Source organism: Enterobacter sp. JS8-1 (assembly GCF_049187015.1).
Classification (GTDB): domain Bacteria; phylum Pseudomonadota; class Gammaproteobacteria; order Enterobacterales; family Enterobacteriaceae; genus Enterobacter; species Enterobacter mori.
In genome coordinates, this window is the sequence record NZ_CP185805.1 from 3,277,626 (window position 1) to 3,294,198 (window position 16,573).

Annotated in this window: 10 protein-coding genes; 3 read left to right on the plus strand and 7 right to left on the minus strand. The window is 54.9% G+C overall.

The features are described from left to right. Nucleotides 1–119: 119 nt before the first annotated feature. From ACOQH0_RS15565 to ACOQH0_RS15585, 5 genes are all read right to left on the minus strand, one after another. Nucleotides 120–1,763 carry a multidrug ABC transporter permease/ATP-binding protein gene (locus ACOQH0_RS15565; RefSeq protein WP_420984956.1) on the minus strand — a complete coding sequence of 548 codons (1,644 nt, stop codon included), beginning with the start codon at nt 1,761–1,763 and terminating at the stop codon, nt 120–122. A 75-nt stretch (nt 1,764–1,838) separates the two neighbouring features. After that, nucleotides 1,839–2,489, minus strand: a complete 651-nt coding sequence (gene alkB / locus ACOQH0_RS15570; protein WP_411777390.1) for a DNA oxidative demethylase AlkB — start codon at nt 2,487–2,489, stop codon at nt 1,839–1,841. Then, nucleotides 2,489–3,547 (minus strand): bifunctional DNA-binding transcriptional regulator/O6-methylguanine-DNA methyltransferase Ada, encoded by a 1,059-nt coding sequence (gene ada, locus ACOQH0_RS15575; protein WP_211449102.1) that lies wholly within the window; start codon nt 3,545–3,547, stop codon nt 2,489–2,491. Before ada ends, alkB begins: the two co-directional genes overlap by 1 nt. Nucleotides 3,548–3,619: 72 nt before the next feature. Then, nucleotides 3,620–4,675 (minus strand): FAD:protein FMN transferase ApbE, encoded by a 1,056-nt coding sequence (gene apbE, locus ACOQH0_RS15580; RefSeq protein ID WP_108416621.1) that lies wholly within the window; start codon nt 4,673–4,675, stop codon nt 3,620–3,622. A 104-nt stretch (nt 4,676–4,779) separates the two neighbouring features. Continuing rightward, nucleotides 4,780–5,871: a porin OmpC gene (locus tag ACOQH0_RS15585; protein WP_126816609.1), complete on the minus strand. Its 1,092-nt coding sequence runs from the start codon at nt 5,869–5,871 to the stop codon at nt 4,780–4,782. A gap of 742 nt (nt 5,872–6,613) precedes the next feature. Here ACOQH0_RS15585 and rcsD point away from each other — a divergent pair. Together rcsD and rcsB are read left to right on the plus strand one after the other, a co-directional pair. Then, nucleotides 6,614–9,286 (plus strand): phosphotransferase RcsD, encoded by a 2,673-nt coding sequence (rcsD, locus tag ACOQH0_RS15590; RefSeq protein ID WP_100165848.1) that lies wholly within the window; start codon nt 6,614–6,616, stop codon nt 9,284–9,286. Nucleotides 9,287–9,302: 16 nt separating this feature from the next. Further along, complete coding sequence (gene rcsB / locus ACOQH0_RS15595; RefSeq protein ID WP_003859405.1) at nt 9,303–9,953, plus strand: response regulator transcription factor RcsB; 651 nt, start codon at nt 9,303–9,305, stop codon at nt 9,951–9,953. A gap of 90 nt (nt 9,954–10,043) precedes the next feature. On the opposite strand, the gene rcsC is transcribed toward rcsB, so the two are convergent. Continuing rightward, the gene (rcsC, locus tag ACOQH0_RS15600; protein ID WP_089597935.1) at nt 10,044–12,890 is read right to left on the minus strand and encodes a two-component system sensor histidine kinase RcsC; all 2,847 of its coding nucleotides are present in this window, start codon (nt 12,888–12,890) and stop codon (nt 10,044–10,046) included. A 135-nt stretch (nt 12,891–13,025) separates the two neighbouring features. Continuing rightward, nucleotides 13,026–15,662 (minus strand): DNA topoisomerase (ATP-hydrolyzing) subunit A, encoded by a 2,637-nt coding sequence (gyrA, locus tag ACOQH0_RS15605; protein WP_042715151.1) that lies wholly within the window; start codon nt 15,660–15,662, stop codon nt 13,026–13,028. Nucleotides 15,663–15,808: 146 nt separating this feature from the next. Between gyrA and ubiG the strand changes: the two genes are divergently transcribed. Further along, nucleotides 15,809–16,537: a bifunctional 2-polyprenyl-6-hydroxyphenol methylase/3-demethylubiquinol 3-O-methyltransferase UbiG gene (ubiG, locus tag ACOQH0_RS15610; protein ID WP_417931519.1), complete on the plus strand. Its 729-nt coding sequence runs from the start codon at nt 15,809–15,811 to the stop codon at nt 16,535–16,537. Nucleotides 16,538–16,573: the final 36 nt, after the last annotated feature.

Consider the following 16,573-nt stretch of genomic DNA (forward strand, 5'->3'; position numbering starts at 1 on the left):
TTAAGCATAGCGCGGGGATATGTAAATAAGAATAAACAACGGGGCGGGATGGAGAAAAAATCGCCACTACGGCCACGATCTATCCCCTCTCCCTGTGGGAGAGGGTTAGGGTGAGGGCATCAGGCCGTGCGCGCCACCGCGTCACGCGATGCTGCATCGCGTTCTTCACCGGTCAGCTCGCTCAGCGTGCCGTCGCGCATCTCCAGCAGACGGTCGGCGTGAATGAAGTAATGATCGTCGTGGCTGATGGCGAAAATGGTTTTGCCCATATCCTGCATCAGCGGCAGCAGCACCTGATAAAACTCGCGGCGGAAATGCGGGTCCTGATCGGCCGCCCATTCATCCAGCAGGATGATGTCACGCTCTTCCGCCAGGGCCAGCAGCAGCGCCACGCGCTTTTTCTGCCCTTTCGAGAGCTTAAGGTTCAGGATCTTGCCGTCCTGAAGCTCAAGCTTGTGCGACATCTGCAGATGCCCAAGCCACTTCTCCACCAGCGCCGGATTGGCCTGCTGGCCTTCCGGCCCCAGCAGCCGATCAAACAGCCAGACGTCGGTAAATACCGCCGAGAAAAGCTTACGGTAATCCTCCGGTTTCTCTGCGCTCAGCGCCTTACCGTCCAGCAAAATCTCGCCCGACTGCGGTTGATAAAGCCCGGTCAGCAACATTGCCAGCGTGGATTTACCGCTGCCGTTGCCGCCAATCAGGAACAGCAGCTCGCCACGGTGAATCGTCAGGTTAACCGGCCCCACGGAGAAGGCGTTATCCTGATAGCGGAACGTGACGTTACGAAGCTCCAGCGTCTGCCAGTTCGGGAAAGCCTGCGGGCGCGGGAATTCAGCCTTAAACGGCGCGAGATCGAACTTCTTAAGCTTGTTAAACGCCACCTGCGCACTCAGCAAGGTGGGCAACGCACCGACGGCCGAGAGCAGTGGCGTGCGCAAAAACAGCAGCGTCAGCGAGTAGGTTGCCGCCACGTTGGTGTCCGCCCAGCCCAGACTGTTCGCCATCCAGAACACCAGGCCAATGGCACCCAGCATCATGATGTTCGACCAGTTCACCGCGCTCAGGTGGAAGGTATCGGCGCGAATGATGTGATGCCGGTATTCGCGCGCGTCCGGGATATAGAGATTATTGAAAATATGCTCAGCGCGCTCGCGGTTCAGGGTCAGCTCTTTGCGCCCTTCCAGCACCGTCTGGTAATCGTTGTAAAGTTTATCTTCGGTTTCGCGAAGTACCGCCATGTGTTTGTAGACGCGCGACACCAGCAGGAACCCGCCCCATATGGTGATGACAATCCACAGCGCGGTAACCGCCAGCATTTTAGTGGAGAGCCAGGCAAGGTAGGCCGCCGAACCGAAGGTCAAAATGATACCTTGCACCAGCTCAGGCAGACGCACAAAGGCGATGGTAATGGCGCGCACGTCGCTGGTCAGCCCTGCAAGCAGGGAGGCACTGCCGAGCTGCTCCACGCGCTCAACCTGCGTGTCGAGGATCCGCTTGATAAATTCGCTGCGCAGACGGAAAACGAAGTGGTGGCCGAGCGCGGTCAGGGCCAGCTGTGAACCCAGCGTGACCGCCATCAGCAGCAGCAATAAACCCAGAAATTCCGGCAGAACGGCCAGCGAGGAGTCGACCATTTCAATCAAACGGACGTTGATAAAGGCGATCAGGCCGATACCCAGCGCGGCGCTGGCAAGGCTTAACGCCATCACCGCAATAAAAGGCCAGCGATACTGACGCCAGACAAGAAGAAGTAGTTGCATGCAGAGCAATCCGGACAAGAAAATCAGCCCGCAGTGTAAACTGCCTTGCGTTTACATCAAGAATAATTCTTATTTTTATTCGCCATAAGCCGCCTGACGGAACGTCAGGTTAAAGCGAAACGCCCCCGTTTGCGGGTGAACACCAGGTTTAAGCGGTTGAATGCCGTGATAAAAGAGCCTCGACTCGCCGCCCCAGACCACCACATCACCGTGCTCCAGCATCAGACGCTTAAGCGGATCGTTACGACGTAATCCACCAAACTGAAAGACAGCGGGCAGACCCAGAGAGACCGAAACGATTGGCGCGCGCAGATCCGGCTCATCCTTATCCTGATGCAGCGACAGTTTTGCCCCGACGGCATAGCGGTTGATCAGACAGGCATCCGGCTGAAAATCGGCATACCCGGCGGCAACCGCAGCCTCGTGGCAGAGTCGCTGAAACGCATCCGGCATCGGCGGCCACGGCTTGCCGGTGGTGGGATCATTGGGCGCATACAGATAGCCGCGTTCGTTGGTCGCCCAGCCGAGTTGACCGCAGTTGGTCATCGCCACTGACATGGTATACCCGCCCGGCGTCACCATATGGCGAAATGGCGAGACGGCCGCCACCTCATCAATGCCTGTCAGTAACGCCGCTGCGCGGGAAAGCGCAAAGCGGCGCAGGATCACCGCCCCCGGCGCGAGCGGCTCCTGCCAGGGCTCCGCATCGGCAAAAAGATCGAGCATTATTCCTCCCGGCGACTCGCCTCACGTTTAAGCAATATCGCTTTTCGTGCCGTCCCCCAACGATAACCCGAAAGCGCCCCGTCGTTTCGCACTACGCGATGGCAGGGAATGACGATCGCCAGTTTGTTTGCGGCGCAGGCACCTGCCACGGCGCGTACGGCATTGGGTTTACCCATCGCCTTTGCCACCTGTTGGTAGCTTGCCGTTTCACCACAGGGAATGTTGCGAAGGGCCTGCCAGACCTGCTGCTGAAAAGCCGTTCCGCGGATATCCAGCGGAAGCGCCAGCGGCACCGAGCGGCTGTCAATACTGCTCATCACCTGCTGGATGCGCTGCGCGAACGGACCTTCAAGCACTTCTCGCTCCGCGCGGGGAAACAGCGTCAATAGCTCCCCTTCTAAAGTCGCATCGTCGTCACCCAGCAGGATTGCGCAGATCCCGCGCTCGCTTTCGCCAACCAGACAACGCCCCAGGGAACAGTCGCTGATGGCGTAACGAACCGCGACATCCCCGCTGCGGTACTGCTTCGCCGTCATCCCCAGCGCCTCATCGGCTTTCCGGTAATAACTGCTGCTATCGGGAAACCCTGCCGCCAGTACAGCGTCGGTAATTTTATCCCCCTGCGCCAGCGCGCTGCGCAGACGATGTTCCCGCGCGGCCTGCTGCCAGGCTTTAGGCGTCATGCCGGTCACGGATTTAAACAGACGGTGGAAATGGAAAGGACTGCTGGCGACCTTCTGCGCCAACGCCTCCAGCGTTAACGCCGGATCCTGCTCCAGCAGGCGGCAGGCCTGTTCAACTTTCGCCAGCGTCTGCTGATGTGGGTTGAGCTTGTCCGGCATACAACGTTTGCAGGGGCGAAAGCCGTCCTGAACAGCGTGCTGAGCATCAGGATAGAAGCGGACATTTTTACGCAGCGCGTGGCGGGCACGACAGGACGGACGGCAATAAATCCCCGTCGTCTGAACCGCAAAGACAAACTGATTATCGGCGCGAGGATCGCGGCCAAGCACGGCTTGCCAGCGATCTTCATCGGTAGTAAAGGTTACGTTTTTCATCATCAGCTCCTCTTACAAGCATAATCCTACCTTGCCCGAGTGCCACCGAACAAAAACCCGCAACCTTGCTTTTTAATTTTTTTCGCTCACCAGGAAACCCGTAAACTGCGGCGAGCTCCAGGTTTTGAACCCGTCGCCCTCTTTGGTGATCATATAGACCGCGAGCTGTTCCTGCCGCGCCACCTCTTTGGCCTTTTCCGGGCCGAGTACCATCAGGCCGGTATCCCAGGCGTCCGCTTCCAGTGCCGTCGGCGCGATCACCGTAACGGAAACAAGATTATGGGTAATCGGACGGCCGGTCTGCGGATCGATGACATGCGAAATGCGTTTGCCGTCGAGCTCATAATAGTTTCGATAGCTTCCCGAGGTGCTGATCCCGTGGCCGTTGATATCCACAATCGCCTGCACCGCGTTTTGCCGATCGGTCGGTTTTTGAATGGCCACCCGCCACGGTTTGCCACTGGCGTTCATCCCCCGGCTGACGAGCGCACCGCCCACCGAGACCAGATAGCGGGAAATGCCTTCACGCTCCATCAGCGCCGCAAGATGATCTGCCGCATACCCCTCGCCTACCGTTGAGAGATCGACAAAGAGATCGGGAATGTCTTTTTGCAGATATTGTTGACCGTACTGGTTAATGACCGTCAGGTGTTGCAGCCCGGTGCGCGCGCGGGCGTCATCAATCGCCGCCTGGTCAGGCGTGGTCACCGGCTGCTTGTTGGGGCCAAACCCCCACAGATTCACCAGCGGGCCGACGGTCACGTCCATCGCGCCGTTGGTTTTATACCCCACGCGCATTGACTCCGTCACAATATCGGCCATGGCTTCACTCACCGGCCACAGAGAGGTGCTGGTTGAGAGGTTAAAACGCATGAGCGCTGAGTCGTTTTTATAGGTTGAAAGCAGCTGGTCGTCAGCGTCGAGCTGGGACTGAATTTTGCCGCGAAGTTCGTCAGCCCGCGCCGTGTCGAGATGCATGACGCTCACGCGCCAGAAGGTGCCCATCGTTTTTCCTTCCAGCACCGTCGCCGCTGGCGCGTCAGTTTGTGCTGAGGGTGCAGGCGCGTCACACGCTGTCAGGAAAAAAAGCATAGCCAGAACGCTGGCGCGTAAAAAAGTCATATCCATTCATTATTATCCTCATGCCAGGGCGGCAAGAGTACACCAAAATGGTCCCGTTGTAAGACCCAAAAAAAGGGGCCAGAAGGCCCCTTAGTTACGCAATGAAGCGATTAGAACTGGTAAACCAGACCCAGCGCGACGACATCGTCAGTGCTGATGCCAGCGCTACGAGTGAAGTCGTTCTCGTCCAGCAGGTTGATTTTGTAATCAACATAGGTGGACATGTTTTTGTTGAAGTAGTAAGTCGCGCCCACGTCAACATATTTCAGGATATCCTGGTCGCCGTAGCCGTTTTCCAGATCCTTACCTTTAGACTGCAGGTAAGCCACGGATGGACGCAGACCGAAGTCGAACTGGTACTGTGCAACCACTTCGAAGTTCTGCGCTTTGTTAGCCCAGCCCAGATCGCCCGCGCGGGTCGCATTGTAGGTCTGGGTGTACTGTGCAGCCAGGTAGAGGTTGTTCGCGTCGTATTTCAGACCACCGGTGTAGGTGTCAGCACGATCGCCGGTACCGAAGCCCATGTCGTTCTGGGAGTTGGTACGTTTAGAGCTGGTGAGAGCAGTACCGATACCGAAGCCTTCGCCCAGATCGTAAGTGATAGAACCACCGTAGCCATCACCGTTCTGACGGAGTGCAGAACGACCGTTGTTGGTCTGGTCTTCACCACTGACGCTACCGTTTTTACCCTGATACTGCAGCGCGAAGTTCAGGCCATCAACCAGACCGAAGAAGTCCTGGTTACGGTAGGTCGCGAAGCCATTACCACGCTGCTGCATGAAGTTGTCAGAACCGTAGGTGTCGCCGCCGAATTCTGGCAGTACGTCAGTCCAGGAGGTGACATCGTAAACAACACCGTAGTTACGACCGTAATCGAAAGAACCCGCGTCGGCAAATTTCAGACCCGCGAACGCCACACGCGTCCAGGAGTTGTTTTCGTTTTCGCCGGAGTTACCCTGAATCTGGTATTCCCACTGGCCGTAACCGGTCAGTTGGTCATTAACCTGCGTTTCGCCCTTGAAGCCAAGACGCATGTAGGTCTGGTCGCCGTCAACGCTGTCGTCATCAGAGAAATAGTGCAGACCATCAACTTTACCGTACAGATCTAATTTGTTGCCGTCTTTGTTATAAATTTCAGCCGCATTTGCTGCGCCTGCTACCAGCAGTGCTGGTACCAGGAGGGACAGTACTTTAACTTTCATTTTATTAACCCTCTGTTATATGCCTTATTATTACCACTGCTTACTGATTAACCCTCTTAACCAGTCGGCAACTTCATTCTCCTCAAAAATACAGAATAATCCAACGAGAATATGATACGAAAACTTTTAAGATGTTTCATTTATCTATCAAGATGTTTCAATTTGTAAACATCAAGGAACTTTTACAAAGCACGCAGGGGTTAAAAATATAGCACCAATAATCAAAATGAAAAAAAATTGACTTAAAATCAGCTAATTAGATAAAAAATCATGACAGCACTGAATGATAAAACAAAACAAGCCAATATCACTAAAATAGCTCTCGCTATCATCATTAACTTTATTTATTACCGTCATTCAGTTTTGAATGTCTGTTTATCCCTAATTGAACCGAATGCCGAGCGTTCGGTTTTTTTTTACCTTTCTTTACGCAACTATATTTTTCTTGTGCTACCGCTCCGAAATCGTAACGACTATTAACTAAATCGCCCCCTGACCCTTCGCAGACCCGCATCATTTCTACAAAACTCAATTTCTTGTTTATTCGTGCTATTCCCGGAAAGATGTCGATTTATATTTATACACCCCGCCGTCATTTGTACATATTTCACGCACCGAGCACTGCCGACATTCTTCGTGGAAAAAGTCCGTCATTCTCAGACCATGACGCTGGAAATTCAGGTTTTACCCTTTATACTGCCGTATCCCCTTAAAGCACGGCCATCACGGGTTAAAGATATCAATGAGTCAGACTGAAACTACCGCCCTGAGCAAATTCTCCCTCCTTCCTGGGAGCATCACCCGTTTCTTTCTTCTATTGATCGTTGTGCTGTTGGTCACGATGGGGGTCATGGTTCAAAGTGCGGTCAATGCCTGGCTGAAGGACAAGAGTTACCAGATCGTTGATATCACTCATGCGGTACACAAACGGATCGACACATGGCGCTATGCGACCTGGCAGATCTACGACAACATTGCCGCCGCGCCCGCAACCACCACCGGGGAAGGATTACAGGAGACACGCCTTAAGCAGGATGTGTATTACCTGGAAAAACCTCAGCGTAAGACAGAAGCCCTGATTTTCGGTTCGCATGACAGCGCGACGCTTGAGATGACGCAGCGCATTTCAACCTATCTTGATACTCTCTGGGGCGCAGAGACCGTGCCCTGGTCGATGTACTACCTGAACGGTCAGGACAACAGCATGATCCTGATCTCCACCCTGCCGCTCAAAGACCTCTCATCCGGATTTAAAGAGACGACGGTAGGGAGCATTGTGGATTCACGCCGCGCAGAAATGTTGCAGCAAGCCAACGCCCTGGATGAGCGCGAGAGTTTCTCCTCTTTGCGCCGTCTGGCCTGGCAAAATGGACATTACTTTACGCTGCGCACGACGTTTAACCAGCCGGGACACCTCGCAACCGTGGTGGCGTTCGATCTGCCGATCAATGACCTGATCCCCCCGGACATGCCGCTGGACAGCTTCCGCCTGGAGCCTGACAACAGCACGCAAAACCTGCGCAACCCGCCGGATAAAGAAGGGACAGAGAGTGTCTCTATTTCATTTAACGGCTCAAAAATCGAAATTGCGTCATCGTTAAATTCAACCGGCATGCGTCTGGTGTGGCAGGTGCCGTTTGGCACCTTGCTGCTTGATACATTGCAAAACATCCTGCTGCCGCTGCTGCTGAACATCGGTTTGCTGGCGCTGGCGCTGTTTGGCTACAGCACGTTCCGCTTCCAGCCGGGACGTCAGAGTGACGCCTCTGCTGTCTCTGCGGGCACCAGTAATGAACTTCGCGTATTGCGCGCCCTGAATGAAGAGATTATTTCGGTCCTGCCGCTCGGGGTGCTTGTTCACGATCAGGAAGCCAACCGCACCGTGATGAGCAACAAGATTGCCGATCACCTTCTGCCCCACCTCAACCTGCAGAACATCACGGCGATGGCGGACCAGCACCAGGGGGTAATTCAGGCGACCATTAATAACGAACTGTATGAGATCCGTCAGTTCAGCAGCCAGGTTGCATCCCGTACGCAAATCTTTGTTATTCGCGATCAGGACCGTGAAGTGCTGGTCAACAAAAAGCTCAAGCAGGCGCAGCGGCTTTACGAGAAAAACCAGCATGGCCGCACGGCGTTTATGCAAAATATCGGTGATGCGTTCAAACAACCGCTAAAAACGCTAGCTGCTCAGGCTGCGGGTCTGAACACGCCAGAAGGCCAGCAGTTGACGAGCCAGGCCGAGTCGCTGGTGCGTATGGTGGACGAAATTCAGCTCGCAAACATGTTGGAAAATGACATCTGGAAAGGCACCCCAACGCTCTTTTCTATCCAGGATCTGATCGATGAAGTGGTTCCGGAGGTGCTCCCGGTCATTAAGCGCAAAGGGCTGCAGCTGCTGATCAACAACCACCTCCCGGCAAATGACGAGCGCCATGGCGATCGCGAAGCGCTGCGTCGGATCCTGCTGATGCTGATCCAGTATTCGGTCACCACCACCCAGATCGGCAAGATCACTCTCGAAGTCAGCACTGACGAATCGACGGAGGATCGCCTGACGTTCCGTATTCTGGACACGGGTGAAGGCGTCACCGTAAGTGAAATTGATAATCTGCACTTCCCGTTCCTGAACGATACCCAGAGTGACCACTACGGCAAAGCGAACGCCCTCACCTTCTGGCTGTGCGATCAGCTGGCACGTAAACTGGGCGGTCACCTGAATATTAAGGCGCGTGAATCCCTCGGCACACGCTACTCGCTGCATGTCAAAATGGCGGCGAATCCACAGGAAGAAGATGAAGAACGTCTGCTGGATGATGTGGTGGTGATGGTCGATGTGACCTCAAACGAGATCCGCAATATCGTGGTTCGCCAGTTAGAAAATTGGGGTGCGGCCTGCATCACGCCGGACGAAAGGCTTGCGAGTCAAGAATTTGATCTATTTTTAACTGATAATCCGTCTAATCTTACTGCCACAGGCTTGCTTTTAAGCGATGATGAGTCAGGCGTGCGAAAAATCGGCCCAGGCCAGCTGCGCGTCAACTTTAATATAAGCAATGCGATGCAGGAAGCTGTACTACAACTTATAGAAGAGCAACTGGCGCAGGAAGAGATAGCGGAATCACCGTTAGGCGGCAATGAAAATGCCGAGCTCCACGCCAGCGGATACTATTCACTCTTTGTTGATACAGTACCAGATGATGTTAAGCGGTTGTATACTGAGTCCGCTGCGAATGATTTTGCAGCGCTGGCACAGACAGCACACCGGCTTAAAGGGGTGTTTGCCATGCTTAATCTGGTTCCCGGCAAGCAGTTATGTGAAACGCTGGAACATCTAATTCGTGAGAAAGATGCCTCTGGCATTGAAAAATACATCAGCGACATTGACACCTATGTCAAGAGCTTGCTGTAGCAAGGTAGCCTTATACATGAACAATATGAACGTAATTATTGCCGATGACCATCCGATTGTACTGTTCGGTATTCGCAAATCACTTGAACAGATCGAGTGGGTGAATGTAGTCGGTGAATTTGAAGACTCTACAGCACTGATCAATAACCTTCCTAAACTTGATGCACACGTGCTCATTACCGATCTGTCCATGCCTGGAGACAAATACGGTGATGGGATCACGCTCATCAAATACATTAAACGTCACTTCCCGGACATCTCGATCATCGTTCTGACCATGAACAACAACCCGGCGATCCTGAGCGCAGTGTTGGATCTGGATATCGAAGGGATTGTGCTGAAGCAAGGTGCACCAACCGACCTGCCAAAAGCGCTGGCAGCGCTGCAGAAAGGCAAGAAATTCACTCCTGAAAGCGTCTCCCGCCTGCTGGAGAAAATCAGCGCGGGTGGCTATGGCGACAAGCGCCTGTCTCCAAAAGAGAGCGAAGTTCTGCGTCTCTTCGCAGAAGGTTTCTTGGTAACCGAGATTGCCAAGAAGCTGAACCGCAGTATTAAAACCATCAGCAGCCAGAAGAAATCAGCAATGATGAAGCTGGGTGTGGACAATGATATTGCGCTGCTCAACTATCTCTCCTCCGTGACGCTGAGCGCAACGGATAAGGATTGATCCCGGGCAGGTGAGCGGCCTGATGCCCTCACCCCGCCCCTCTCCCACAGGGAGAGGGTGAAAAACGTAAAAGGCCCTCGCGGGCCTTTTTTATATTCTGGTTTTTCTCACGCGATCCGCATAAATCGACAATGTCTGTTTCAGCACGTCCAGCGTCACCGGTTTCGACAGGCAGCTGTCCATGCCAGACTCCAGGCAGCGCTGCTTCTCTTCCGCCAGGGCGTTAGCCGTCACGCCAACGACCGGCAGCGTCAGGCCAAGCTGGCGAATACGCTGCGTCAGACGGTAGCCGTCCATGTTTGGCATATTCACGTCGCTCAGCACGATATCAATATGGTTTTTACTCAGCACGTTCAGCGCATCGACGCCGTCGTTGGCGGTTTTACACTGATATCCGAGCGAGCCAAGCTGGTCGGCCAGCAGGCGGCGGTTAATCGGATGGTCGTCCACCACCAGAATCATCATATCGTCATTCACTGACGCCAGCGCATCCGGTGACGGCAGTGCCGTTGCGCCATCGCTGTCTTCAAGCTGTACGCTGTAAATGCGCGCCAGTAGCCCTAACAGCTCATGCGGGGTCGCCACGCTGTGCACCCATTCCCCCGGCGCGCGCTCCAGCGGAATACCAATATGACGACGGCAGAACATGATCACCCCTCTTCCCGGCCACGCCTGTTCCGGCATGTCGTCAGCGATCAGCATATCGTCCACGTCCGGAGTCTGCCCTTCATATCGGCATACCCGTACGCCACTGTGGTTAAGCAGCGCCGTCAGATAATCATTGAGCGAAGCATTATGCACAGCCAACCAGCAGCGCTTGTCGCTCAGCCCATCGACCGTCGTTTTAGCCGGATACTGCGCCGAGTAGAGCGGAATACGGATGGTGAACTGGCTTCCCATGCCCGGTTCGGTATCGACCGAGATATCCCCGTCCATCATGCTGATGAGCTTTTCACAAATCGCCAGCCCCAGCCCGGTGCCCTGGAAGTTGCGCTGCACGCCCGTCCCGACCTGGAAGAACGGGTCGAACAGACGGACCACCTCCTTCGCCGGGATGCCCACGCCCGTATCACGCACACGGATAGTCAGATAGTCCCCTACGCGGCACACGTGGAGCACAATACAGCCAATATCGGTGAATTTGATGGCATTGCTCAGCAGGTTGGATATGACCTGCTGCAGGCGCATCGGATCGCCGTGCAGCGTCAGCGGCACGTCAGGTTCGATAAAGCAGTACAGTCCCAGCTGTTTACGCACCACCAGCGGCAGGTAGTTGGCGCTAATATGGTTCATGACCTCGCGTGGGGAAAACTCGCGCGGCTCGATTTTCAGCTGCTCTGACTCAATTTTTGAAAAATCGAGAATATCGCTGATGATTTTCAACAACAGGCTTGAAGAGTTGTTCATCGCCGTGACCAGGCGATCAACCCCTTTCGGCAGCTCTTTCGTCTGCAGCAGATCGAGGTTACCGATGATCCCGTAAAGCGGCGTGCGCAGCTCGTGGCTGACGGTAGCAAGGAACATTGATTTCGACTGGCTGGCCTGCTCGGCCGCCTGCGCCATCTCCTGAAGCGACTCTTCCATTTTCACGCGCGCGGAGACATCCACCAGCACGCAAATGGCTACGTTTTCATTACGATAGCGCGAATGCACGAAGCTGATTTGCAGGTTGGTGTGGGTGCTGGTCAGCACGTCCACAAAGTTAACCTGCTGCCCGCAGATAATCTGCGTCAGCCGCTGCCTGTCCTCATGCGTCAGCATGTTCAGGTAGTTATGCGCCAGCTCGTTACTGAGGATATTGGTGCCGTCCTGGGTGCGCAGGATACAGATCCCCACCGGCGCAGAGGCGACAATCTTACGGTTAAACTGCTCATGCTCTTCGAGACGCTGGGCGTCTGCCTCTGCCGGAATAAATATCCGGCGCTCATACATGCGCGCCAGCATAAACAGCGCCACGCCCACCGCGATATTCAGCAAAATGGCGTTGAGGATCAGGATGCGAATGCGTTCGAGCACCATATCCACCGGCACCGAATAGACAATGCTGAGCGACGAAGGCGGCAGACTTTTCTTCAACACCAGTTCGCGGAAACCGGAGGTGTAGCCAAACCATGACCGCTCCTGCATCCAGTGCGGATCAACGTTCAAACGGTTATCCGGCCCGGCAAGGGAGATCAGGGAATGACCGTTTTCATCGAGAATGGTCACCCCCATCGGCAGGCTTCCCGGCGTGAAGAAGTTTTCCATGCGGATGGTTTGTTCAATGCCCAGCAGCGCCTGCAGGCGGTTGCCCAGATACACCGGCGTCAGGGCATAGAAATAGCCCACGCCCGTGCGCGGGCCCTGGCTAATCCAGAAGATGTTATTCCCGCGCTCGTCCTGCGGCGCATTGCGGTATTTCACAATACGCTCATGCAGGCTTTTCAGCGCGTCATCGCGCTCTACAGGCATGTCGCGCAGGCCAAAATCGGCCATGCAGAGATTTTCGCTGCCAATAAGATAGACGCGGTTCAGGTCATAGGCCGCGGAGAAGTTGTCACGCCAGTAGCGCATAAACCACGCCAGCGATTCCAGCGAGCCGCGCCAGGTGCTGCCCATTGCGGAGCAGTCAGAGTCCGGGAACAGGGGCTCAAAGTCGGGCACTTCGGTTTTATCATTGCGCCCACGAATGGCAAGAATACCGTTTTCCGCCGTCAGGCGATTCTCGGCAATGTACTTCAGCTCCTTCATGACGTCAGAGGTGCGCTGAATGTAGCGCTGGGCCTGATCGGAGCTGAGATTAAACTCCTGGCGGATCTCCGCTTCTTTCTGGTGTAGCGCATTAACGATGAAAAACACCGAGAACAGAGCCACCAGCAACCAAAGCAGTAGCGCCAGCGCCCGGAACAGATAGCGAGAGACTTTCAGCGTGGTACGAAAGGAGACGAGGTATTTCAAAGGGGCGAGGCTCCGCCATCGGGGTCAAAAAGAATGTGGTTAAGGTAGCGGTAAACGCGGCTTGTCGCAACGTTCACTTGTCTGCTTGTGCAAAAGAAAAGGGCCGGAAACCGGCCCTTTTTGCGTCAGGAGACATTACTCGTCAGCGTCATCCGCTGCATCTTCGTCGGTGTCCGCTTCCGGCGCGATTTCATCATCGCCTTCCGCTACCGTACCATCGATGGAGTCGAGTTCTTCGTCATCCACAGGCTCAGCAACGCGCTGCAGACCCACCACGTTTTCATCTTCCGCTGTACGGATGAGGATCACGCCCTGGGTGTTACGACCCACCACGCTGATCTCAGATACGCGAGTACGCACCAGCGTACCGGCATCGGTGATCATCATGATCTGGTCGGCGTCGTCCACCTGCACCGCGCCGACAACGGAACCGTTGCGCTCGGTCACTTTGATAGAGATAACGCCCTGCGTACCACGGGACTTAGTCGGATATTCGCTTTCCGCCGTACGTTTACCGTAGCCGTTCTGCGTGACGGTCAGGATAGCCCCTTCGCCGCGTGGAACGATCAGGGAAACAACGGAGTCTTCACCCGCCAGTTTGATCCCACGAACGCCTGTTGCCGTACGGCCCATTGCGCGGACCGCGTTCTCTTTGAAACGCACCACTTTACCGGCGGCGGAGAACAGCATCACTTCATCGGAACCGGAGGTCAGATCCACACCGATCAGTTCGTCGCCTTCGTTCAGGTTCACGGCGATAATACCGGCCGAACGCGGACGGCTGAATTCGGTCAGCGCGGTTTTCTTCACAGTACCGCTCGCAGTCGCCATAAAGACGTTCACGCCCTCTTCGTACTCGCGTACCGGCAGGATAGCGGTGATACGTTCATTCGCTTCCAGCGGCAGCAGGTTGACGATTGGACGGCCACGCGCGCCACGGCTTGCTTCCGGCAGCTGATAGACTTTCATCCAGTAGAGACGACCACGGCTTGAGAAGCAGAGGATCGTGTCATGGGTGTTCGCCACCAGCAGACGGTCAATAAAGTCTTCTTCTTTAATACGTGCCGCAGATTTCCCTTTACCGCCACGACGCTGTGCTTCGTAGTCGGTCAGCGGCTGATACTTCACATAGCCCTGGTGAGACAGGGTGACCACCACGTCTTCGCGGTTGATCAGATCTTCAATGTTGATATCAGAGCTGTTTGCGGTGATTTCGGTGCGACGCGCATCGCCGAACTGATCGCGGACCAGCTCCAGCTCTTCGCGGATCACTTCCATCAGGCGGTCTGCGCTACCCAGGATATGCAGCAGCTCAGCAATCTGTTCCAGCAACTCTTTGTATTCGTCGAGCAGTTTTTCATGCTCAAGGCCGGTCAGTTTCTGCAAGCGCAGATCCAGAATCGCCTGTGCCTGCTGCTCGGTCAGATAGTACTGACCGTCGCGCACGCCGAATTCAGGCTCCAGCCACTCAGGACGCGCAGCGTCGTCGCCCGCACGTTCGAGCATGGCGGCTACGTTACCCAGCTCCCACGGACGCGCGATCAGGGCTGCTTTAGCTTCTGCTGGCGTCGGCGCACGGCGAATCAACTCAATGATCGGGTCAATGTTTGCCAGGGCAACGGCCAGCGCTTCAAGGATGTGGGCACGGTCGCGCGCTTTACGCAGCTCGAAAATAGTACGTCGGGTCACCACTTCACGGCGGTGACGCACGAACGCGCTCAGGATCTCTTTCAGGTTCATGATCTTCGGCTGACCATGGTGCAGTGCAACCATGTTGATACCGAAGGAAACCTGGAGCTGAGTCTGGGAGTACAGGTTGTTCAGCACAACCTCACCCACCGCGTCACGTTTGATCTCAATCACGATGCGCATACCGTCTTTGTCAGACTCGTCACGCAGCGCGCTGATACCTTCAACACGTTTTTCTTTTACCAGCTCGGCGATTTTTTCAATCAGGCGCGCTTTGTTCACCTGATACGGGATCTCGTGAACAATAATGGTTTCACGACCCGTTTTGGCATCCGCTTCCACTTCGGCGCGGGCACGGATGTAAATCTTGCCACGACCGGTGCGGTAGGCTTCTTCAATACCACGACGACCGTTGATGATCGCCGCCGTCGGGAAGTCCGGGCCCGGGATGTGTTCCATCAGCCCTTCAATGCTGATCTCTTCATCGTCGATATAGGCCAGGCAGCCGTTGATCACTTCGGTGATGTTGTGTGGCGGAATGTTGGTAGCCATACCGACCGCGATACCGGACGAACCGTTCACTAACAGGTTCGGGATCTTGGTTGGCATAACATCAGGAATGCGCTCAGTGCCGTCGTAGTTATCGACGAAATCAACGGTCTCTTTTTCCAGGTCGGCCATCAGCTCGTGGGCGATTTTCGACATACGGATTTCCGTATAACGCATCGCCGCTGCGGAGTCGCCGTCAACAGAACCAAAGTTACCCTGACCATCTACCAGCATGTAGCGCAAGGAGAATGGCTGCGCCATACGGACGATGGTGTCATAAACGGCGGTATCACCATGCGGGTGATATTTACCGATGACGTCACCCACGACGCGGGCAGATTTTTTATAGGCTTTATTCCAGTCATTGCCCAATACGTTCATGGCGTATAGTACGCGACGGTGTACCGGCTTAAGGCCATCGCGGACGTCCGGCAGCGCACGGCCAACAATGACCGACATCGCATAGTCCAGATAGGAGCTCTTCAGCTCTTCCTCGATGTTAACCGGTGTAATTTCTCTCGCAAGGTCGCTCATCTAACCGCTATCCCTCTACTGTATCCCGGATTCAAAGGTCGCAAATTATAACACAGCCGCGGTGATTGAGGTAAACCAATAAGCTTTATTCACCCGCGCGGGCTGATATACTCCTTTGTCTTGCTAAATAAGGAGTAAAAGCGCCCATGAATGCCGAAAAATCCCCGGTGGCTCACAACGTTGACCACGAAGAGATTGCCAAATTTGAAGCGGTGGCGTCCCGCTGGTGGGATCTCGAAGGTGAGTTCAAACCTCTGCATCGCATTAACCCGCTGCGTCTGGGCTATATCGCGGAGCGTTCCGGCGGTCTGTTCGGTAAGAAAGTGCTCGACGTCGGCTGCGGCGGCGGCATCCTGGCTGAAAGCATGGCGCGCGAAGGGGCCACCGTTACCGGCCTGGATATGGGCTTTGAACCGCTGCAGGTCGCCCGCCTTCACGCGCTGGAGTCCGGCATTCAGGTGGATTACGTGCAGGAAACCGTGGAAGAGCACGCGGCAAAACATGCCCACCAGTACGATGTGGTGACCTGCATGGAGATGCTGGAGCACGTTCCCGACCCGCAGTCCGTAGTGCATGCCTGTGCAAAACTGGTGAAACCGGGCGGTCAGGTCTTCTTCTCAACCATCAATCGCAACGGCAAAGCCTGGCTGATGGCCGTTGTTGGCGCAGAATATGTGCTGCGCATGGTGCCGAAAGGGACGCACGACGTGAAGAAATTCATCAAGCCTGCGGAGCTGTTAAGCTGGGTTGACCAGACGTGGCTCAAAGAGCAGCACATCACCGGCCTGCACTACAATCCGCTGGCCGATAAATTCAAGCTCGCACCGGGCGTAGATGTTAACTATATGTTGCATACCACCGCCAAAAACGACTAACGTCATTCGTTATTCTTATAAAGATTGCGCGACATC